Origin of the sequence: Agromyces sp. CCNWLW213, assembly GCF_037199545.1 — a bacterium.
In the GTDB taxonomy this organism is placed as follows: Bacteria; Actinomycetota; Actinomycetes; order Actinomycetales; family Microbacteriaceae; genus Agromyces.
On sequence record NZ_JBBBDX010000004.1, the window covers coordinates 112581 to 131749 of the forward strand.

22 protein-coding genes are annotated in these 19169 nt (G+C 74.1%); 10 read left to right on the forward strand and 12 right to left on the reverse strand.

All coding sequences use genetic code 11. The features are described 5' to 3' along the window. Positions 1-70 precede the first annotated feature (70 nt). The 5 genes from WBQ80_RS09870 to WBQ80_RS09890 all read right to left on the reverse strand — a co-directional run bounded on the left by WBQ80_RS09870 (position 71) and on the right by WBQ80_RS09890 (position 3919). Positions 71-715 (reverse strand): DUF1349 domain-containing protein, encoded by a 645-nt coding sequence (locus tag WBQ80_RS09870; RefSeq protein ID WP_336573437.1) that lies wholly within the window; start codon positions 713-715, stop codon positions 71-73. A 40-nt stretch (positions 716-755) separates the two neighbouring features. Then, positions 756-1136, reverse strand: coding sequence for a DUF2834 domain-containing protein (locus tag WBQ80_RS09875; RefSeq protein ID WP_336573438.1), 381 nt, complete (start codon positions 1134-1136; stop codon positions 756-758). A 32-nt stretch (positions 1137-1168) separates the two neighbouring features. Next, the gene (locus WBQ80_RS09880) at positions 1169-1840 is read right to left on the reverse strand and encodes a hypothetical protein (protein WP_336573439.1); all 672 of its coding nucleotides are present in this window, start codon (positions 1838-1840) and stop codon (positions 1169-1171) included. Positions 1841-1918: 78 nt separating this feature from the next. Then, positions 1919-2932 carry an NAD(P)-dependent oxidoreductase gene (locus WBQ80_RS09885; protein ID WP_442892729.1) on the reverse strand — a complete coding sequence of 338 codons (1014 nt, stop codon included), beginning with the start codon at positions 2930-2932 and terminating at the stop codon, positions 1919-1921. A gap of 24 nt (positions 2933-2956) precedes the next feature. Next, positions 2957-3919 (reverse strand): EamA family transporter, encoded by a 963-nt coding sequence (locus tag WBQ80_RS09890; RefSeq protein WP_337282537.1) that lies wholly within the window; start codon positions 3917-3919, stop codon positions 2957-2959. Between the two features lie 94 nt (positions 3920-4013). On the opposite strand from WBQ80_RS09890, the gene WBQ80_RS09895 reads away from it, so the two are divergent. Further along, positions 4014-4364, forward strand: a complete 351-nt coding sequence (locus WBQ80_RS09895; protein WP_336573442.1) for a hypothetical protein — start codon at positions 4014-4016, stop codon at positions 4362-4364. A 40-nt stretch (positions 4365-4404) separates the two neighbouring features. Here the strand turns inward: WBQ80_RS09895 and WBQ80_RS09900 are convergent, their stop codons facing one another. Together WBQ80_RS09900 and WBQ80_RS09905 are read right to left on the reverse strand one after the other, a co-directional pair. After that, on the reverse strand, positions 4405-5976 hold the full coding sequence (locus WBQ80_RS09900; protein WP_336573443.1) for an FAD-dependent monooxygenase: 1572 nt from the start codon (positions 5974-5976) through the stop codon (positions 4405-4407). 62 nt (positions 5977-6038) lie between these two features. Beyond that, entirely contained in the window at positions 6039-6884 is an 846-nt protein-coding gene (locus WBQ80_RS09905) for a DNA/RNA non-specific endonuclease (protein WP_336573444.1), read from the reverse strand. 123 nt (positions 6885-7007) lie between these two features. Between WBQ80_RS09905 and WBQ80_RS09910 the strand changes: the two genes are divergently transcribed. Continuing rightward, complete coding sequence (locus WBQ80_RS09910; protein WP_336573445.1) at positions 7008-8753, forward strand: molybdopterin-dependent oxidoreductase; 1746 nt, start codon at positions 7008-7010, stop codon at positions 8751-8753. Positions 8754-8845: 92 nt separating this feature from the next. On the opposite strand, the gene WBQ80_RS09915 is transcribed toward WBQ80_RS09910, so the two are convergent. Next, a complete protein-coding gene (locus WBQ80_RS09915) occupies positions 8846-9973 on the reverse strand; it encodes a phospholipase D-like domain-containing protein (protein ID WP_336573446.1) in 1128 nt (375 codons plus the stop codon). A gap of 251 nt (positions 9974-10224) precedes the next feature. Here WBQ80_RS09915 and WBQ80_RS09920 point away from each other — a divergent pair, with 251 nt between their 5' ends. From WBQ80_RS09920 to WBQ80_RS09930, 3 genes are all read left to right on the forward strand, one after another. Then, positions 10225-10581 (forward strand): ArsR/SmtB family transcription factor, encoded by a 357-nt coding sequence (locus WBQ80_RS09920; protein WP_336573447.1) that lies wholly within the window; start codon positions 10225-10227, stop codon positions 10579-10581. After that, the gene (locus tag WBQ80_RS09925) at positions 10578-11063 is read left to right on the forward strand and encodes an SRPBCC family protein (protein ID WP_336573448.1); all 486 of its coding nucleotides are present in this window, start codon (positions 10578-10580) and stop codon (positions 11061-11063) included. Before WBQ80_RS09920 ends, WBQ80_RS09925 begins: the two co-directional genes overlap by 4 nt. Positions 11064-11200: 137 nt before the next feature. Next, positions 11201-11416, forward strand: coding sequence for a hypothetical protein (locus tag WBQ80_RS09930; RefSeq protein ID WP_336573449.1), 216 nt, complete (start codon positions 11201-11203; stop codon positions 11414-11416). A gap of 30 nt (positions 11417-11446) precedes the next feature. Here WBQ80_RS09930 and WBQ80_RS09935 read toward each other — a convergent pair whose 3' ends face one another. Continuing rightward, entirely contained in the window at positions 11447-12439 is a 993-nt protein-coding gene (locus WBQ80_RS09935) for an acetylxylan esterase (protein ID WP_337282538.1), read from the reverse strand. A 149-nt stretch (positions 12440-12588) separates the two neighbouring features. Here WBQ80_RS09935 and WBQ80_RS09940 point away from each other — a divergent pair, with 149 nt between their 5' ends. Then, entirely contained in the window at positions 12589-13467 is an 879-nt protein-coding gene (locus WBQ80_RS09940) for a carbohydrate kinase family protein (protein ID WP_336573451.1), read from the forward strand. A gap of 18 nt (positions 13468-13485) precedes the next feature. Here WBQ80_RS09940 and WBQ80_RS09945 read toward each other — a convergent pair whose 3' ends face one another. The 3 genes from WBQ80_RS09945 to WBQ80_RS09955 are packed head-to-tail and all read right to left on the reverse strand — an operon-like array spanning position 13486 to position 16291. Then, on the reverse strand, positions 13486-13923 hold the full coding sequence (locus WBQ80_RS09945) for a pyridoxamine 5'-phosphate oxidase family protein (protein ID WP_336573452.1): 438 nt from the start codon (positions 13921-13923) through the stop codon (positions 13486-13488). 29 nt (positions 13924-13952) lie between these two features. After that, entirely contained in the window at positions 13953-15389 is a 1437-nt protein-coding gene (locus WBQ80_RS09950) for an MBL fold metallo-hydrolase (protein ID WP_336573453.1), read from the reverse strand. Between the two features lie 2 nt (positions 15390-15391). Beyond that, positions 15392-16291 (reverse strand): universal stress protein, encoded by a 900-nt coding sequence (locus tag WBQ80_RS09955; protein WP_337282539.1) that lies wholly within the window; start codon positions 16289-16291, stop codon positions 15392-15394. Positions 16292-16352: 61 nt separating this feature from the next. On the opposite strand from WBQ80_RS09955, the gene WBQ80_RS09960 reads away from it, so the two are divergent. The 4 genes from WBQ80_RS09960 to WBQ80_RS09975 all read left to right on the forward strand — a co-directional run bounded on the left by WBQ80_RS09960 (position 16353) and on the right by WBQ80_RS09975 (position 19163). Continuing rightward, positions 16353-17276: a metalloregulator ArsR/SmtB family transcription factor gene (locus WBQ80_RS09960; protein ID WP_336572343.1), complete on the forward strand. Its 924-nt coding sequence runs from the start codon at positions 16353-16355 to the stop codon at positions 17274-17276. Positions 17277-17297: 21 nt separating this feature from the next. Continuing rightward, positions 17298-17714 carry an arsenate reductase ArsC gene (locus WBQ80_RS09965; RefSeq protein WP_336572344.1) on the forward strand — a complete coding sequence of 139 codons (417 nt, stop codon included), beginning with the start codon at positions 17298-17300 and terminating at the stop codon, positions 17712-17714. 71 nt (positions 17715-17785) lie between these two features. Then, positions 17786-18256, forward strand: a complete 471-nt coding sequence (locus tag WBQ80_RS09970; protein ID WP_336572345.1) for a GNAT family N-acetyltransferase — start codon at positions 17786-17788, stop codon at positions 18254-18256. A gap of 70 nt (positions 18257-18326) precedes the next feature. Then, complete coding sequence (locus tag WBQ80_RS09975; RefSeq protein ID WP_336572346.1) at positions 18327-19163, forward strand: MBL fold metallo-hydrolase; 837 nt, start codon at positions 18327-18329, stop codon at positions 19161-19163. The last annotated feature ends 6 nt before the right edge of the window (positions 19164-19169 follow it).

A 19169-nucleotide genomic window follows, 5' to 3' on the forward strand; every position in this document is an offset into this window, starting at 1 on the left:
ACGACCTTCGCCGGCTCGAGCCGGCCCGCTCCCGCGCGGCGGGCGACGGGCGACGGGCGACGGGCGGCGCTCAGGCGGCGGGCGGGTCCTCGTGCAGGTCGACGTCGGCGGGGACGAAGGCCCACCTGGTGAATCGCACCTCGAGCCCGGGCCGCGTGGGCGCGCAGATCATCGGGCCCGCGGTCGCCGCGTTCGCGTCGAACGGCGCGACCCGGATGGTGCGCCATTCGCCGTCGCCCGCGCGCGCCCGCAGCGTGATCGCGTCGGCCTCCACGCCGGACCGGCTGGCCCGGACCGTGACCACCCGACCGGCCCACTCGGGCACGGGCGCGAGCGACCAGTCCGAGAGCCGGTTCGTCACCACCGCGCCGACGTGCGGCACGCCGTCGCTCAGCTCGATGCCCGCCTTCACCCAGTTCTCGCCGTCGAGGTGCAGGAACAGGCCGGCCTGGTCGTAGAGCCCGGTCAGCGTCGACGTGTCGAACGCCACCTCGACCGCGGCATCCGCCGGCCAGGGAGCGAGCAATGCGTGCCCGTCGTCGTGCACGAACCCGTAGTGGGTGGTGCGCCAGAAGTCGCTGCCCTCGGCGGCCTCGACGACGATGGCGTCGGCGTCGGCCCGGACGGCGACCGGGTCGCGCGTCCAGCGTCCGGCGTTCCAGGGTGCGGCGGGGCCCGGCTCGGCCTCGTCGGCGGCGGTGGGATCGGCGGTCATGTCCCCCACGCTAGACCCGCGGTCGCCCACGCGGCATCCGTCAGGGCTGCGACGACGCCGGCGGCGCGGCATCCGTCACCGCCGACCCCTCGGCCCGCCGCGCCGCGAGCCGCCGCTCGCGCATCGCGAGCCACAGCGGGAACGTGAACGCGAAGGCGGTGAGCGCCGACCCGACGAGGTACGCCCACGCGAACCGCATCCCGAGCCGCCGCGACTCGACGACGATGAGCACGCTGCCCGCGACCGCGACGACGAGCAGGTCGGTCGTGATCGACGACACCGCCGGTCCGCTCGAGACGAGGTCGCCGATGAAGTCGTCCCCCCGGGCGATCGCGATCGCGTTGTACGTCCAGGTGCCCACGAGGCCCGCGACCGCGAGCACGAGGTAGGCGACGGCGAGCGGGGTCCAGTTGCGCGTCATCCGTTCAGTGTGGCGGATGCCGCTCCCGGCCGTCAGTACTCGGGGATCGCCTCGACCGCGCGCTGCGCTTCGAGGCGGGCGAGGTCGCGGAGCAGGTCGTCGCCGACGTCGGCCATGCGCTCCGCGCGGTGGTCGGCGTAGTCCGGCTCCTCGTCGTAGCGCGGCCAGCGGCGGTCGAGCTCCTGCTCGATGGCGGTGCCGAGTTCGTGCCACGCGTCGTCGCGCGCGCGCTCGACCAGCCGGGCGACGTACTCGTCGTCGGAGCGGCGCGTCCAGAGCTCCTTCGCGATGGCCGCGTGCACCTTCTCGCGGCGGCGCAGGTTGAGCAGGTCCTCGCGGTGGTAGTCGTGCTGGTGCTGCGAACGGCCCTCGCGCTTCGCGGCGGCCTCCCGCTCCTCGGCGACGTGCTCGGCGGCCTCGTCGGCCTCCTGCACGAGCTCGTACAGCACGGCTCGGGCCCGGTCGGCGGCGCGCTCCTCGGAGTACGGCTCGTCGCCGCGGAGGGCGTCGACGATGAGGCGGTTCTTCAGCGCCATCCGCCCCGCGGACTCGGCCATCAGGAGGCCCTCCTCGAGCATCTCCTCGAAGGTCGCGGGCGTGACCTCGGGAAGGCGCGACCGGTCGAACGGCGCCATCGTGACGCGCGAGCGACGCCGTCGCCACGGCAGCCGGAACCGGCCCATGCGCACCTCCTCGAATCGCACCCGTTCCACCGTACCGATCCCGGGTGAACGGATGCCGCTCGGCCGGCGTCCCGCCGTGGAGGCGGACCGGTCGCCGACTCAGCCCGCATCGGGGTCGAAACCGGGCGTGCGGCCGTCGCGCCCGACGTACTTCACCACGAGGCTGCAGTCCTTGTCGCCGTAGCCCTCCTCGACGAGTCGCGCGAAGCGCTCCATCGCGAGCCGCCCGGCGGCCAGGTCGAGGCCGGCCGCCTCGCCCGCGGCGAGCGCATACGAGAGGTCCTTCTCGGCCAGGCGCGTCGTGAAGGTCGCGTCGAAGTTGCGGTTCGCGGGACTCGTCTCGACGACTCCCGGCACCGGGTACCACGTGCGCAGCGGCCACGAGTCGCCGGATGACACGGTCGCGAGGTCGTGGAACACCTTCGGGTCGAGCCCCAGCGCCTCCGCGAGCCGCGCGCCCTCGGACGACGCCTGCAGCGTGATGAACAGCATCAGGTTGTTCGCGAGCTTCGCCGCGATGCCCGAGCCGGGACCGCCGACGGTGAAGACGTGACCCGCCATGGGCTCGACGAGGCTCGCCGCCTCGGCCGTGGCATCCGCCCCACCGCCGAGAATGAACGTGAGCGTGCCCGCATGCGCGCCCGCGATGCCGCCCGAGACGGGCGCGTCGACGAAGCGGATGCCGCGCGCCGACGCCGCCGCATGGCAGGCGCGCGACGTCTCGACGTCGACGGTCGACGTGTCGAGCACGAGGGTGCCGGGCCGGACGACGTCGAACACGCCGGCTTGCCCGGCCTCGCCGATGAGCACCTGGCGCGAGTGCTCGGAGCGGGGCAGCGACGTGAAGACGGCGTCGGCGCCGCCCGCGGCCGTCGCGGCATCCGTCACCGTGCGGATGCCGGCCCGCTCCGCCCGCTCGACCATGCGGGGGTCCACGTCGAACCCGACGACGTCGTGACCGGCCCCGACGAGGTGCGCGGCCATGGGCTCGCCCATGTGCCCGAGCCCGATCCACCCGATGACGGCCATGCGCGTCCTCCTCGACGTCGTGCCGCCGGCAGCGGTGCCGCGCGGTCGGCTCCACGCTACGCCCGAGGTCGTCCCGATCCCCACCGCTGCGGGCCGCGGCGCACGGGATCAGGGGATGGCCTTGGCCGTCGCCTCGAGGTCGGTGACCGGGCGGTCGCGCTGCGTGGCGAGGGCCAGGCCCGCGGCGCCGCACACGACCACGATCGCGACCACCTCGGCGACCGTGAACGACTCGCCCAGCACGAGCACGCCGAAGACCGCCGCGATCACGGGCCCGAAGCTCGTGATGATCGCGTAGAGCCGCGGCGTGATGCGCCGCAGGATGTACGTGTCGAGGCTGTACGGCAGCGCCGACGACAGCACGCCGACGCCGAGCAGCAGCCCGACCACGCGCCAGTCGAGCGCGCCGACGTCGAGCGTGGCGACCGCGAAGGGCACGAGCAGGGCGAGCGAGACGAGGCTCGCGACGGTGAGCCCCTCGAGCCCCGGCAGCCGCGTCGCGACGCGACGCGTGAGCAGGATGTACGCCGCCCAGCTCGCCGCCGCCGTGAGCGCGAGCAGCACCCCGACCGGGTCGACGCCCGAAGCGGATGCCGCGGCATCCGCCTCGCCGGAACCGCCGGCCCACGGCCCGATGAGGAGCAGCACCCCGGCTCCGGCCGCGAGCGCGCACGCGAGGTCGAGCAGCCGGCGGGAGGTGACGAGGGCGATGGCGAGCGGGCCGAGGAACTCGATCGTCGCGGCGACGCCGAGCCCGAGCCGGTCCACCGACTCGTAGAACGTCACGTTCATGACGGCGAGCACGACCCCGAGCGCGACGGCCGGCCGCAGCCGCCGCCAGGTGAGCCCCGCGCGCTTCGGCCGGTAGAAGGGGAGCACGGCGATCGCCATGACGAGCTGGCGCACCGCGACCACGACGAACGAGCCGACGACCGGGATCACGAGCCCCGCGAGCGACGAGCCGAAGTTGATCGAGACCTCGGTGCCGAGCTGCGTCGACGCTCCGGCGAAGCGGCGGCGGCGGAGCGCGGCATCCGACATCGCGGCTTCGGGCGCGGTCTCGTGGGGCACCACTCGACGATACGGCCTCGCCCGGCGCGACTCGCCCCCGCGCCTGCGCGGCCCGGGGTCGCGGCTGTGGTCGGCTGTGATCAGGGGTGCACGCATGACGAAGCCATTCGGAAGCCTGACCGACGACGAGGTGCAGCACGCGGGGCGGGTCGAGTTGCGCCGGGTGGTCGTGACCGACGACGTGGAGTCGTGGGACCTGCTGCTGTACGCCGCGGGCGGACTCGAGCCGATCGCGGTCGACGCGTTCAGCCTCGACGAGCTCGGCCGCATGAACCCGCCGTCGTCGCGGGACCTCGCCGACGGCGTGGCCAAGGTGGTGCTCGGATGCCACGGGCTCCGCCGCATCGAGCCCTGGACCATGTCGCGCGACGCGTCGAGCTGGTCGGCGCGCGTCGCGGTCGTCCCGGTCGCCGCCGCGCCCGAGGGCGCGGACGCCGCCGGCTGAACACGGGTCCCGTCGGGGCGCCTCGCGCCGGGTGCGCGCGTCAGCCGTCGAGCTGCTCGCGGAACCGGGCGGGCACCGCGTCGGGCCCGGCGCGCCGACCCGCGGCGACGCTCGCCTCGGCGGCGACGAACCCGTCGGGACGCACCAGGTAGATCCGGTCCGAGCGGAGCCGTCCGCCGGCCACGGGCGGGAACACGTGCGCCTCGACCCCGAGCCGCGCGGCGACCCGCTGCACGAGCGTCGCGGGGGCCCCGTACCCGTGCACCTGCCAGCGCATCGAGCGGAGCGCGTCGAAGTTCGACGGGTCGGTCCCGGTGAAGGGCAGCCGCTTGCCCACCACGTCGTCGCGCACCTGCGACCGCGGCGGGGACTCCGGTGACATCCGGTACCTGATGCGCGTCTGCGACAGGAAGCCGAAGAGCCGGCGGCCGCCGACCACCCTCGGCAGCACGCGCACGACCGCGGCACCCATGGCGGGCACGGCGCGGCCGCGGATGAACCGGGTCAGCGCCGTGTCCGACGTGACGAGCCCGAAAAGCCGGTCGGTGGTCGCGACGAGCTTGCGCGCGACCGGCCGGCGCTCGGCCTCGTACCGGTCGAGGCGGCGGTCGGGCATGCGGCCGACGAGCACGTCGGCGAGCGCGCACGCGAGGTTGTGCGCATCCTGCAGGCCCGTGTTCATGCCCTGGCCGCCGACGGGCGAGTGGATGTGCGCCGCATCGCCGACGAGGAAGCACCGCCCCTCGCGGAACCGCTCGGCGACGCGGTGGTGCAGGCGGTAGGTCGCGAACCACGTCGACGACCGGTACCCCACCGTGAACCCGCGCGCGATGCGCGACCGCACCAGCCCCTCCGGCAACCGCCCGCCCTCGGCGAGGTCGGCGTCGCGCACCACCCCGAGGATGCGCGCGTGCCCCGGCTCGCCCATCGGGAACGACAGCAGGATGTCGTCGGGCGCCATCCGGATGTTGACGTGCCCGTCGACGAGCCCGGTCGCGCCGATCGCGTCGGCCACGAAGAAGGTGTGCTCGTTGGTCACGCCCTCGAAGCGGATGCCGCTGAGCTCGCGCACCGCGGACCGCGCGCCGTCGGCGCCGACCAGGTACCGCGCCTCGATGCGCACGACGCCGCCCGAGGTCGCGCCGTCGCCCTCGGCCACCCGCTCGAGCACCGCGGTGACGGATGCCGCGCCCCGCTCGAGCGCGACGAGTCGCAGCCCCCACCGGACCTCGCCCCCGCGCGCGGCGAGCCCCTCGACGAGGATCCGCTCGTTGCGGCTCTGCTCCAGCACCGTGATCTCGGGGAACGGCGTGGTGCCGCGGCCGAACTCGCGCAGCGGGACCCGGCCGAGCACGCGGTGGCGGAACGCCAGCACCGCGCCGACGGCCTCGGCGCGCTCGGCGGCCACGCGGTCGGCGAGCCCGAGCTGGTCGTAGAGCTCCATGGATCGCGCCTGCACGACCAGGGCGCGCGACTCGCGCGTCGGACCGTGCTTGCCGTCGGCGACGATCGCGTCGACGCCGAGCTTCGCGAGCACGTTCGCGGCCATGAGGCCGCTCGGGCCCGCCCCGACGACCAGCACGTCGGTGCGCAGCGTCTCGGACTCCCCCATGACCCCACCCTGTCACCGACCGGGCGCGCGCGGGAGGGGGTCGACGGCGGTACGCCGGGCGGTCAGCCGCCGAGGAGCAGCTCGTCGGGCGTCGTCACGGGCCGCCAGCCGCGTGCGGCGACGGCGCGCGGCATCCGGTCGGCCCCCTCGAGGGCCGGCATCTCGAGAGCGGCCAGCCGGGCCACGTCGGCGACGGGCACCTGGAACGTGCGGAACGGCCCGAGGTCGGGCACGGCGACGGCGCCCGCGGCCAGTCGCGCCCGCTCGCGCTCGGCGTGCGCGGCGCGCGCTCCCGCGTCGTCGACGTCGACGAGGGGCGACTGGTCGAGCACGAACGCGGCGGTCGCGAGCTCGTCGCCCGACCGCCACGCGACGACCTTGAAGAAGCGCAACGGCACCCGGATGCCGCGGTACTCGGGATCGCCGGCGTCGAGCACCGGCGCGGTGAACACGCTGAGCCGCTGGGCGTGCACGGTCGCGAACGCGAGCACGTGGTCCTCGAGGCCGTTCCAGAGCTCGAGGGACTGGTTGAACTCGGCCTGCTGCGGCGCCGCGTTCGGGTACCTGAACGTGTCGGCGTTCGCCCGCGCCGCGACCTCGGGCGGCCCCCAGACCGGGTCGCGTCGCCGCACGAGGTGGCCGCGGTCGAGGTCGTTCCGCGCGTACACCTCGGGACCGGCCTGCCACGCCTCGGGGATCCGCTCGTCGAACCGCCAGTCGTCGCCGCGCGGCACGTCGACGAGCTCGGCGCCGTCGACGTTCACCCCGGTCACCCTCGCGAAGCGCCGGCCCGTGTCGAGCACCACGGTGAAGTGCAGGTAGTCGAGGGCGACGGATGCCGCGGCATCCGACTCGGGCACCGCGGGCAGCGCCGCCTCGACCCCCAGGAACCGCGCGTCGAACCCCATGCGCCCAGCCGATCACGAGCCGCCGACAGCGGACGTCGGCCGCGCCGGGCAATCCGGACGCGGCACCGCGACGAACCACCCCTGACCGGGGCCGGCCCGCGCCCCGCGGAGGGAGGCCCGCCCATGGCGAGCACCGCACGCGTCCGGATCCCCGCTCGGGGCGCCGGAGGCGACCATCGCCCCGGCCGCCCGCGCCCGCCCCGGGTGCCGGCGTGGGCGGCGGTGTCCGGCGTCATCGCGGCGGGCGCGTTCCTCGCGGCGGCCGAGCTCGCCGCGCTGCTCGTGGCGCGCGACGGGAGCCCGATCCTCGCGATCGGCGCGTTCGTGATCGACATCGTGCCGCAGCCCGTGAAGGAGTTCGCCATCGCGACGTTCGGCGCGTACGACAAGGTCGTGCTGCTCGCGAGCCTCGGCGTCGCGGTGGTCGTCGCGAGTGCGATCGCGGGCGTGCTGCAGCTGCGACGGCCGCCGCTCGGGTCGGTCGCGCTGGGCGTCGCGGGGGCGCTGTCGGTCGCTGCGATCGTCACGCGCGCGGGGGCGACGCCCCTCGCATGGCTGCCGCCGGTCATCGGCACGGTCGCCGGCGTCGTCGTGCTCGAGGTGCTCGTGCGTCGCCTGCGGGGGTGGGCCGCGAGCGCGCGGGCGGCGGATGCCGCGGCATCCGTCGCCGCGATCGAGGACAGGGATGCGGTCGTGCTCGGCGTCGTGCAGGCGCGCGCCGCGGCATCCGCCACCGCCGCCCCGGACGGGGAAGCCGGATCGAAGGGTGCCGCGCCCGCCGACGCGACCGCCCGCGCCGGGGTCGATCGTCGGGGGTTCTTCGCGATCGCGGGCATCGCGGCGGCGTCCGCCTTCGTCGTCGGGGTCGGCGCGCGCGTCGTCAGCGCCGCCACGTCGTCGATCGACGCGATCCGGGCGGCGCTGCGCCTGCCCGCACCCCGCACGACCGTGACCGTGCCGGCGGGCGCGGAGCTCGACCTGCCCGGGCTCACGCCGCTCTACACGCCGAATGCGGACTTCTACCGCGTCGACACCGCGCTCACCGTGCCCGAGGTCGACCCCTCGACCTGGCGGCTCGTCGTCGACGGCCTCGTGGGGCGCCGCGTCGAGCTCACCTTCGACCAGCTCGTCGGCATGGGCCTCGACGAATACTCGATCACGCTCACGTGCGTGTCGAACGAGGTCGGCGGCGACCTGCTCGGCACCGCGAAGTGGATCGGCGTGCCCGTGCGCGACATCCTGGCCATGGCCCGGCCGCGGGCGGGGGCCGACATGGTGCTCTCGCGCAGCGTCGACGGGTTCACCGCCTCGACCCCGCTCGACGCGCTGACCGACGCGGGACGCGACGCGATCCTCGCCGTCGGCATGAACGGCGAACCGCTGCCGCTCGAGCACGGGTTCCCGGTGCGGATGGTGGTCCCCGGGCTCTACGGCTACGTGTCGGCGACGAAGTGGCTCACCGAGCTGAAGGTCACGACGTTCGCGGCCGACGAGGCCTACTGGACCCCGCGCGGCTACAGCGCCGAGGCTCCGGTCAAGTTCTCGTCGCGCATCGACACGCCCCGCTCCGGCACGCCGGTCGCGGCGGGCAGCGCCGTGATCGCGGGCGTCGCCTGGGCGCAGACGGTCGGCATCGAGCGCGTCGAGGTGCGCATCGACGACGGCGACTGGCAGGCGGCGACGCTCTCGACGCCCGTCAACGTCGACACGTGGGTGCAGTGGTACCTCGAATGGGATGCCGCGCCGGGCACGCACTACGTCACGGCGCGGGCGGTGAACCGCGACGGCGAGCTGCAGGTCGAGGAGCGCGCGCCCATCGCGCCGGACGGGTCCAGCGGGTGGCAGCGCGTGCTCGTCACGGTGACCTGACCTCGGCTGCCCGCGAAGCGGATGACGTCGCCGACGACCTCCGACATGGCGCGAGCCGGGCCCCGGATCGGGTCGGGTCGGGCCCGGCCCCGTCAGGCCGGCTGCGGGACGGGGACGACCGGGATCGGCGCCGACAGGTCGCGTACGATCCGATCGATCTCGTCGAGCGCGTAGCGCGCGAGCTCGCGCTGCGCGTCGTCGGCGGGCGTGCCGACGGGCTCCTCGAGGTCGCCGATCACGATGATGTTCTCGTCGTTGAGGGTGTTCGCGGGCTCGGTGTAGTTGAAGCTGCCGACGATGAGCAGGCGCTCGTCGATGACCATGAGCTTGTGGTGCAGCTTGCGCACGCCGGTCCCCCTCCGGTTGGCGTGCAGCTCGATCGAGCCGCCGAGCAGGCCCTTCGTCGCGGCCCACGCGGCGGCGCCCTGGTCGCGGTCGAGCACGCCGCGGATCCGGTCGAGCTGCGGCCGCAGCCGGATCATCGTGTCGTCGATGCCCGACGACTGCGCGAACGTGAACATCGCGAAGTCCACCGTGCGCGCGGCCTTCAGCATCTGCTTCATGATCTCCATCTCGGGTCCGTGCCGAGGCGCGAACAGCGGCTTCACGCGGACGAGCGGCAGCCCGAATTCCGACGGTCGCGCCTCGACGCGCTCTCGCAGTGCGCCGAAGGTGCCCGAGCGCATGCGCTCGAACTCGCGAAGGTAGGCGGTTGCCGCGCGCTGCCCGTGGAGCACGACGACGTGGTTGAGGTTCTGCCCGCTCCCCCGGCCGGTCGTGGCGTTGGTGCCCGTGTCGGTGAGCGTGAAGTTGGTGGATCCGGTGAGCACGGCGGCCCGCGGCCTGCCCGGGTCCCGGACGATGAACTTCTGGTGGAAGATGCTCGGGTTGAGGTCGGTCACGAGGTCGACCTTCGACTTCAGGAGCGCGCTCGAGATCAGCCGGTTCTCGTCGTGCGCTCCGGGCGCGTTCCACGGGTCGGGAATGGCCCGCACCTCGCCGAGGTAGTCGCCCTCGAGGATGAGCCGGACCCGCACTCCGCGCGCACGCGCGTCGACGATCGACTCGGCGATGCTGCGCGAGTCGAGCTCCTGCACCGCGATCGCGAGCACGTGCTGCGCGTCGTCGATGAAGTCGCGCACGGCGGCGTCGAGGTCGTCCGGCCCGCCCACCGAGCTCGGGCCCATGTGGAGTTCCACCCCGCCGACGCGAAGCACCATCCCGATCACCCCCGAGGCTCGGGTACCCCCCGGACTCGAGCCATGCTCGCATTTTCGACGAGCGGATGCCGCGCGCGCGTCAGGGCGCGCCCGGAACCCCGGGACCCGCGACATCCGCTCGCCCGTCGCACGCGAGGACGCGCGACGCGCGACGCGCCGTAGGCGGAGCCCTGCGCACGGCGTGTCGCGCGACCTCGGGAAATGGGCGACAGATATTGAACTGTTCGGTTCAGTGAGTTACACTGAACCGTATGGTTCAACATCAGGTACTCGACCGGGCGTTCACCGCGCTCGCCGACGCCACACGACGCGACATCCTGGTACGGCTCGGCGAGGGGCCGGCCTCGATCAGCGAACTGGCCGAGTCCGCGGGCATGACGCTCACCGGCATCCGCAAGCACGTCGACGTGCTCGTCGACGCGGGGCTCGCCACCACCGAGAAGGTCGGACGCACCCGGCAGTGCCGGCTGGGCGCCGAGCGATTGGACGACGCGATGGCGTGGATCTCGTTCTACCAGCGCCTCTGGGAGCGCCGTCTCGACGGTCTCGAGGCCTACTTCACCCTCCGCAACGGAACACCCGACGACACCCGAAAGGACGCATCATGACCGAGCACACGGGCGGCACCGCCGCCGACACCACGACCGAGGCCATCGAGCTGCGCGCCTCGCGCACGCTCCCCGCGACGCCCGAGGAGGTCTTCGACGCCTACACCGACGCCGAGAAGCAGAAGATCTGGTTCTCGATCCTCGACGAGGAGCCGGGCGTCGTCGAGATCGAGGTCGACCTGCGCGTCGGCGGCAGGCAGGTCGCCGTGTGGGGCCCCGACCGCGACACGCTGTTCCGCGAGGAGCAGGTCTTCCTCGAGATCGACCGGCCGCACCGGCTCGTGACCGAGTCGACCGGCAGCGACCCGAGCGGCGAGACCATGACCACGCATGTGGTCGTCACGTTCGAGCCCGTCGACGGCGGCACGCTCATGAGCGTCGTGCAGTCGGGCTTCCCGACGCCCGAGATCCGCGACTTCTTCGCATCGCAGGCGTGGGTCGGCGCGTTCGACCGCATCGAGGCGTACCTCCGGCGACGCTGAGCGGTCGGGCGGTCGGCGAGCGGATGCCGCGGCCTCGCGTCGCGGCATCCGCTCGCGTGTCAACGGCTCGACGGATGCCGCGGGCTGGGGCAGCATCGATCGTGGCGGCCCGGACGGGCCACCGGAGGGAGGACCCCATGGCCGAGCACCCCGGCTTCCAGGACGCGCCCATCGAGGACGGCGCCACCGATGCCACGCGCGCGGAGCAGATCCGCGGCATCCTCGTGCAGGTCCGCGAGGACATGAAGATGGGCCACGCTCACGATGAGGAGTCCCTGCTCCGGCAGCGGCTCGCCGACGCCGGCATCTCCGTCTCCGACGACGAGATCGAACGGTACGTCTCGCACGAGTGACGCGCACCCGGGCGGTGGCGGCCCTGCCGCCTAGGCGGCCGCCCCTTCGGCAAGCGCCGCGAGCCGCCCGGCGAGCCACTCCGCCTGGCGCTGCCAGTGCACGCCCTGCCCGCCCTCGTGGTCGTTGAAGGCGTACTCGACGACCTCGGCGCCGACCGCATGGTGGTTCGCGGCCGCGTACACGGTCGACGGCGGGCAGATCGTGTCCATGAGCGCGACCGACACGAGGGCGGGGGCGGTCGCGCGCCGCGCGAAGTGGATGCCGTCGAAGTACGCGAGCGTGCGGAAGACGGTCGGGGCGGCGTCCCGGTGCACCGACAGGAAGCGGACGATCTCGTCGTACGGGTCCTTGTCGGTGAGGCCGACGGCGCGCTCGAAGTGGCACAGGAACGGCACGTCGGGCATCGCCCCGACGAGCCCGTCGACGAGTCCGGCCGCGGCGAGCGCGATGCCGCCGCCCTGCGATGCGCCCGCGACCGCGACGCGCGAGGCGTCGACCGCGTCGAGCGAGCGCACGGCGTCGACGGCGAGCACCGCATCGGCGAACACGCGCCGGTAGTAGTACTCGGCGGGGTCGTGGATGCCGCGGGTCATGAATCCCGGGTGCGACGGCCCGGTGCCGTGCGGGTCGGGAGTACCGCCCCCGGTGCCCCACGCGCTGCCCTGTCCGCGCGTGTCCATGAAGAAGTGCGCGTAGCCGGATGCCGCCCAGGCCAGCCGCTCGTGCGGGAGGCCCCGGCCGCCGCCGTACCCGTTGTACTCGACGATCGCGGGCAGCGGACCGTCGGCCCCGGCCGGCACCGTGAACCAGCCCTTCACCGGGTCGCCGGCGTACCCGGAGAACTCGACGTCGTAGACGTCGACCACGGCGAGCGGCGAGTCGACGCGCGTGAGCCGGGGCGCCTCGGCGACCGCGCGGGACGCGGCGAGCGTCTCGGCCCAGAAGGCGTCGAAGTCCGCGGGCTCGGCCACCTCGGGACGGTAGGCGCGGAGCTCGTCGACGGGCAGGTCGAACCGGGGCATGCGGGGACTCCTTCAGAGGTCGGCCGGGGTGACGGACATCGTAGCCGTGGCCGCCCACATGCCGGGACCCGCGCTCGCGCCCCGGCATCCGTCACGACAGGATGGACCGGGTGCCGCGACGCGCGCGGCACGGATGGGAGCGGCGGCACGTGAGCGACAGGGTCATCATCTCGGGGCCGGCGTCATGGAACGAGATCGTGCTGCTCGAGCATCTGCCCGAGCCGACGCCGCACATGCAGTTCGCGCTCGGCGACCACGAGACCGTGGGCGGCACCGGCGCCGGGAAGGCACTGGGGCTCGCCGCGTCCGGTCGCCCCGTCGAGCTCCACACGCTCATCGGGCGGGATGCCGACGGCGACCGCCTCCGCGGCATCCTCGAGCGCGTGCCGGGCCTCGAGCTGCACGCGGTCGACGGTGCGCGAACCGAACGGCACCTGAACCTGATGACGCCCCACGGCGAGCGCGTCTCGATCTACCTCTCCACGCCCGACGACCGTCCGAGCCCCGAGGACCACCGGCTCACGACCGCCATGGAGGACGCCGCGGCCATCGTGCTCGACCTGTCGGAGCGGTCCCGCCGGATGATCCCCGACGCGCGGGCCTCCGGGCGGCCGATCTGGACCGACATCCACGACTACGACGGGACCGCCGAGTTCCATCGCTCCTTCATCGACGCCGCGCAGGCGGTGTTCATGAACGGCGACCGCATCGGCCCCGATCCGCTGCCCTTCATGCGGAGCCTGATCGACGACGGGGCGATGCTCGTGGTCTGCACGCTCGGCGCGCAGGGCGCGGTCGCGGTGTCGCGGGAGTCGGCGGAGGGCCCGATCGCCGAGCACCGCGTCGACGCGGTCCCGGTCGAGGTCGTCGACACGAACGGCGCGGGCGACGCCTTCATGTCGGGTGTGCTGCACGCGCGACTGGACGGCGCCGACGTCGACCAGGCCCTCGAGGCGGGCGCGCGCCACGCGGCATCCGCGCTCGTCAGCCGGCACCTGCACTCGTCGCTCGACGCGCTGGTCGACTGAGCCGGGCCCGGCGCGGCGCTACCCCTCGACCCGCCGGCGCGCGAACGCCCGCCCGTGGACGAGGGTCGGCTGGATCCGCACCCACCGGTCCTTCACCTCGGGAGCCCACGGCGTGACCTCGAGCTCCTCGGCGTGCTCGATCTCGCTCGAGCGCTCGAGCTCGCGGGCCTGCCCCTTCACGACCACGCTGTACGCCTCCCGGTCGGTGAAGCCGTCGACCTCGAACGCCACGCCGGCGTGGATCGTGAGCTCGAGGAGCTTCGTGCCCGGCGCCGTGCGGAACACGATTCCGGGGCCGTCGGGACCCTCGTGGTCGACCTTGTGGTTCACGGGGAAGATGTCGACCTCCCCGGCGGCGGCGGCCGCGACCCTGCCGTAGGGGGCCGCCTCGATGAGCCGCCAGCACTCGTCCGCCTCGAGCTGGCGGGTGGGGGGACGGTCGTCCTGCTCGTCCATGTCTCCTCCTCGGTCGTCGTCGGTGCGGGTCAGATCGCGGCGTCGAACGCGTCGATGAGTTCGTCGGCTCCCACGCGCTCGGCGTCCGCCGTCGTCGGCGCGGAGTCCACCGGGACGCGCTCGCCGTGCTCGGGCACGCGCACCGGCCACCCGAGCTCGCGCTTGATGCGCGTCCGCAACGCGTCCGCGGCATGCGCCTCGCCGTGGGTGACGTAGGTCATCCCGGGGGCGGATGGCGCGGCGTGCAGCCACTCCATGAGCTCGTCGGCGTCGGGGTGCGCCGACATGCCGTCGATCATGACGACCTCGGCGCGGATGGCCACGTCGTCGCCGAAGATGCGGAGCGAGCGCTCCCCCGCGGCGAGCGCGGCGCCCCGCGTGCCGCCCGCCTGGAACCCCGTGAGCACGATCGCGTTGCCCGCATCGGGCCCGTAGGCCCGGAGGTGATGCAGGATCCGCCCGCCGGTGAGCATGCCGCTCGCCGAGATGACGATCATGGGCCCTCCTCGGAGGTTCAGCAGCTTGGAGTCGTCGACCGTGCTGATGCGCGTGGCCAGCCGGTACATGCGCGTGAGCTCGTCGCCGCCGAGCCGGTGCTCCTCGGGGTACCGCTCGTAGATCGACGCGACGTCGACGGCCATGGGGCTGTTGAGGTAGATCGGCACGTCGGGCAGCTCGCCGCGGTCCGCCAGCCGGGCGAGGTGCAGCAGCACGGTCTCGGTGCGGCCGACGGCGAACGCGGGGATGAGCACGACCCCGCCGCGACGGGTGACCCGCGAGACCACCTCGCCGAGGCGCTCGGCCGGGTCCTCGTCGGCGTGGCGGCGGTCGCCGTACGTGCTCTCGGTCACGAGCACGTCGCAGGCCTCGACGTCGGCCGGCGGGCGCATCAGCGGGTCGCGGCGCCGTCCGAGGTCGCCGGTGAAGTGGAGCGCGCGGCCCCCCGCCTCGAGGTGCGCCTGCGCCGCCCCGAGGATGTGGCCGGCCGGCGACAGGCGAACGTCGACGCCGTCCGCGGCGGTGCGCCGCTCGCCGAACGCGAGCTCGCGGAACCGCGGCAGCGTCGCCTTCACGTCGGCGCTCGTGTAGATCGGCCGGGGGTCCCGGTGCCGCGACCACCCGCGCCTCGCCGCGTGCCGCGCCTCCTCCGCCATGAGATGGGCGCTGTCGGCGAGCAGGACCCGGCTCAGCTCGATCGTGCCGGGCGTGGCGAGGATCGGCCCCGCGAATCCGTCGCGCACGAGCGCGGGCAGGTAGCCGGAGTGGTCGAGGTGGGCGTGCGTGAGCACGACGGCGTCGATCGATCCCGGTGCGACGGGGAACGGCCGGCGGTTGCGCTCGCGCAGCACCTTGAACCCCTGGAACAGCCCGCAGTCGACGAGCACGCGCGCACCATCCGTCTCGACGAGGTATCGGGAGCCGGTGACGCAGTCGGCGCCGCCCAGGAACCGGATGGAGGCGGCCATCGCTACTCGTTGTCGCTCACGACGATCACGGGGCCGGCGGCCTCGAGGAGCAGGTCGTGGCTGACGGAGCCGAGCAGGAAGCGGGCCATGCCGCCGGTCGCGTGGCTGCCGACGATGACGACGTTCGCGGTCCGGCTGCGCTCGGCGAGGATCGGCGCGGCCCCGCCCTGCTCGAGGCGGCCCGCGGGCGCGCCGCCCAGCGACCGCGCGTACTCGAGCGCCTCGTCGAGCACGTCGCGGCGCATGTCCTCCATCAGCTGCACGTCGCCGAGGTACTCGACGTACGCCGAGTTCCAGCTCGTGGGCACGACCCACGAGTGCACGAGCTCGAGTTCGTCGCCGCTGCGCTGCGCCTCCTCGACGCCGACGCGCACGGCGGCCATCGACTCGACGGATCCGTCGACGCCGACGACGATGTTCCGTCGCTGGAGCGCGTCCCAGTCGATGGGGATCACGGCGACGGACCCTCGCGAGCGGTGCGCGGCGAGTCGGGCGCCGAGGGTCCACGCGCTCTCCCGGCCGTGCGAGGAGGTGCCGACGACGACGAGCGCGTCGTGCGCGAGGTGTGCCCCGAGCTCGCGCTCCGGGCGGCCGTGGACGGTCTTCGTCTCGACCGTCCGCCCGGGCTGCTCGGCCCGCAGCGCCTCGGCGCGGTCCATGAGGGCGACGCGCTGCTCGGACAGCTCGCCGGTCGCGCGCAGGTACTCGCTGGCCTGGTCGTCGCCGGGGATGACGTGCACGAGCTCGAGCACCTCGTGACCTCCGCGCTCGGCGGCCCAGCGGAGCGCCGCCTCGGCGTGCGGCGAGCCGTCCCATGCGACCACGGTCCTCGTGAACACCTGCACCACCCCTTCGCCGACCGCCGCGCCTGCGGCCTGGGTCCAGCCTCCCGGGGCGTGCACTGCCGAAGTGGGCCGAAGGTCACTCGGCCGAGGCATCCGTCGCTTGCATAGACTGGCGTCTATGGTCTCGGGTCGAGCGGATGCCGCGGCGAGCGGCCTCGCGCTGATCGCCGACCCGACCCGCGCCCGCATGCTGTCGCTGATCCTCGCGAGGCCCGACGGCCGCGCGACGGTGACCGAGCTCGCCGCGGAGCTGGGCCTTCGGCAGCCGACCGTGTCGCATCACGCGAAGGCCCTGCTCGACGAGGGCGTGCTGGTTCGGACCCCCGAGGGGCGTCGCGCCTGGTACTCGGTCTCCCCGGACCGCGCCGACCGCGTGGCCGACGTGCTCGGCGCGCCCGTGGCGTCGGGGTCCGACACGGCGACGGAGGCCGCGGTGCTCGACCGGATCACCCGCGACCTCGCCACCCGCTTCGCGGGGATCTTCAGCACGGAGACGATCGCGCGGTACGTGCGCGAGAGCCACGGTCTGCTCGCCGCGCGCTCGGGCATCACCCGGCGGCTGCCGTCGCTGACCGCGCAGTTCGCGGCGCAGCGGTTGGACGCGCTGGCCGTCGCGGCCTCGGACCGCTCCGGACGCCCCGACGGCGTGCCCGAGGTGCTCTTCGTCTGCGTGCAGAACGCCGGCCGGTCGCAGATGGCGGCGGCGATCCTGCGGCACCTCGCCGGCGACCGCGTGCGAGTGCGGACGGCCGGGTCGGCGCCCGCGGACGCCGTGCGCCCGACGGTCGTGCAGGCGCTCGACGAGATCGGCGTCGGCGTGGGCGGCGAGTTCCCGAAGCCGCTGACCGACGAGGTGGTCCGCGCGGCCGATGTGGTCGTGACCATGGGGTGCGGCGACGCCTGCCCGATCCACCCGGGGCGGCGCTACCTCGACTGGGAGCTCGAGGACCCGGTGGGGCAGCCGCTCGACCGCGTGCGCGACATCCGGGATCGCATCGAGGCGCACGTGCGCGGCCTGCTGGCCTCGCTCGACATCGCATAGACACTGGTCTATGCTTTTCGCATGAGCGAGAAGCCCACTGTCCTGTTCGTGTGCGTGCACAACGCCGGCCGCTCGCAGATGGCGGCCGGCTACCTGCGCGAGCTCGGCGGTGACCGCGTCGAGGTGCGCTCGGCCGGGTCCGCCCCGGAGGACGAGATCAACCCGGTCGCGGTCGAGGCGATGGCCGAGGAGGGCATCGACATCGCGGGCAACGCCCCGAAGGTGCTGACGACCGAGGCCGTCCGCGAGTCGGACGTGGTGATCACGATGGGCTGCGGCGACGCCTGCCCGGTCTTCCCGGGCAAGCGCTACGAGGATTGGGAACTCGACGACCCGGCCGGTCGGGGCATCGAGGCCGTGCGGCCGATCCGCGACGAGATCCGCCGCCGTGTCGAGCAGCTCATCGCCGAGATCCTGCCGGAGCCCGCGACCGCCTGAGGCCCGCGCCCGCGGCGGCGGCAGCCCGCCGACGTCACGTCGCGGAAACATCGGTGCGCGACCATGGACCGGTGACGACGCTCTCCATCGACCTCGGCGACCTCCGCGACCCCCGGGTCGTCCGCCTGCTCGAGGACCATCTCGCCGACATGTTCGCGACCTCGCCCGCCGAGAGCGTCCACGCGCTCGACGTCTCGGGCCTGTCCGTTCCCGAGGTCGCGTTCTGGACCCTCGCCGAAGGGGACGAGCTCGTGGGTTGCGTCGCGCTCAAGCACCTCGACGAGACGCACGGCGAGCTCAAGTCGATGCGCACGGATGCCGCGGCGCGAGGTCGCGGCCTCGGCGCCCGCCTGCTCGAGCACGTGCTCGCCGAAGCCTCCCGTCGCGGCTACCGCCGCCTGAGCCTCGAGACGGGATCGCAGGAGTTCTTCCTCCCGGCCCGGAGGCTCTACGCCAGGTACGGCTTCGTCGAGTGCGACCCGTTCGGCGACTACCGGCCCGATCCCAGCAGCGTGTTCATGACCTTCGCGCTTCCGGCCTGAGGCGCGATCGCCGAGGTCGGGTGTACCGTTCGGCAGCAGCGGAACTCGATCCCGCGAGCGGAGGAACGCCATGCTGGAGCCGGTCGCGGAGGGCGTGCTCGTGCACGTGAGCGAGTTCATCGCGAGCAACAGCGTGATCGTGCAGGGGGCGGACGGCGTGCTGCTCGTGGATCCGGGGCTCACGCGCACCGAGCTGGCGACGCTCGCCCACGACCTCGCAGGGGCGGGCCGGCGCGTGGTCGCCGGCTTCTCGACGCACCCCGACTGGGACCACGTGCTCTGGCACCCCGACCTCGGCGACGCGCCGCGCTACGGCACCGCCCGCAACGCCGCCGCCATGCGCGAGCTGCTCTCGCAGCCCGATTGGATCGAGCAGGTCGCGGAGGGGCTCCCGCCCGAGTACGCGGACGACATCCCGATGGAGCTGCTCGGCCTGATCACCGCCCTCCCCGCCGACGCCGCGACCGTGCCGTGGAACGGACCGACCGCGCGCATCATCGAGCACCGGGCGCATGCCCCGGGCCATGCGGCGCTGCTCGTCGAGGCGCCCGGCGTCCTCGTCGCGGGCGACATGCTCTCCGATCTCCTGATCCCGTTCCTCGACCTGCAGGCCGACGACCCGACCGGCGACTACCTGGACGCGCTCCAACGGTTCGAGGCCCTGGCCGAGGAGGTCGAGGTCGTCGTCCCCGGCCACGGCTCGGTGGGCGGACGCGAGGAGTTCCGAGCGCGACTCGACCTCGACCGGGCCTATGTCGAGGCGGTCCGCGACGGCCGCCGGCCGGACGATCCCCGCGTGGGGCCGTCCGCACCGCTCGACTGGCTGGCCGAGGTCGACGAGTGGCAGCGCGAGCGGCTCGCGCAGCGGCACCGGGCGACGAGCGCGGACGACTCCCCGCCCGGGTAGCCGGAA

Excerpts from the sequence above, each read along its gene's own strand:
- WBQ80_RS09870 (WP_336573437.1), bottom strand. The coding sequence starts at position 715 with ATGACCGCCGATCCCACCGCCGCCGACGAGGCCGAGCCGGGCCCCGCC.
- WBQ80_RS09875 (WP_336573438.1), bottom strand. The coding sequence starts at position 1,136 with ATGACGCGCAACTGGACCCCGCTCGCCGTCGCCTACCTCGTGCTCGCG.
- WBQ80_RS09895 (WP_336573442.1), top strand. The coding sequence starts at position 4,014 with ATGACGAAGCCATTCGGAAGCCTGACCGACGACGAGGTGCAGCACGCG.
- WBQ80_RS09900 (WP_336573443.1), bottom strand. The coding sequence starts at position 5,976 with ATGGGGGAGTCCGAGACGCTGCGCACCGACGTGCTGGTCGTCGGGGCG.
- WBQ80_RS09905 (WP_336573444.1), bottom strand. The coding sequence starts at position 6,884 with ATGGGGTTCGACGCGCGGTTCCTGGGGGTCGAGGCGGCGCTGCCCGCG.
- WBQ80_RS09910 (WP_336573445.1), top strand. The coding sequence starts at position 7,008 with ATGGCGAGCACCGCACGCGTCCGGATCCCCGCTCGGGGCGCCGGAGGC.
- WBQ80_RS09915 (WP_336573446.1), bottom strand. The coding sequence starts at position 9,973 with ATGGTGCTTCGCGTCGGCGGGGTGGAACTCCACATGGGCCCGAGCTCG.
- WBQ80_RS09920 (WP_336573447.1), top strand. The coding sequence starts at position 10,225 with ATGGTTCAACATCAGGTACTCGACCGGGCGTTCACCGCGCTCGCCGAC.
- WBQ80_RS09925 (WP_336573448.1), top strand. The coding sequence starts at position 10,578 with ATGACCGAGCACACGGGCGGCACCGCCGCCGACACCACGACCGAGGCC.
- WBQ80_RS09930 (WP_336573449.1), top strand. The coding sequence starts at position 11,201 with ATGGCCGAGCACCCCGGCTTCCAGGACGCGCCCATCGAGGACGGCGCC.
- WBQ80_RS09935 (WP_337282538.1), bottom strand. The coding sequence starts at position 12,439 with ATGCCCCGGTTCGACCTGCCCGTCGACGAGCTCCGCGCCTACCGTCCC.
- WBQ80_RS09945 (WP_336573452.1), bottom strand. The coding sequence starts at position 13,923 with ATGGACGAGCAGGACGACCGTCCCCCCACCCGCCAGCTCGAGGCGGAC.
- WBQ80_RS09950 (WP_336573453.1), bottom strand. The coding sequence starts at position 15,389 with ATGGCCGCCTCCATCCGGTTCCTGGGCGGCGCCGACTGCGTCACCGGC.
- WBQ80_RS09960 (WP_336572343.1), top strand. The coding sequence starts at position 16,353 with ATGGTCTCGGGTCGAGCGGATGCCGCGGCGAGCGGCCTCGCGCTGATC.
- WBQ80_RS09965 (WP_336572344.1), top strand. The coding sequence starts at position 17,298 with ATGAGCGAGAAGCCCACTGTCCTGTTCGTGTGCGTGCACAACGCCGGC.
- WBQ80_RS09975 (WP_336572346.1), top strand. The coding sequence starts at position 18,327 with ATGCTGGAGCCGGTCGCGGAGGGCGTGCTCGTGCACGTGAGCGAGTTC.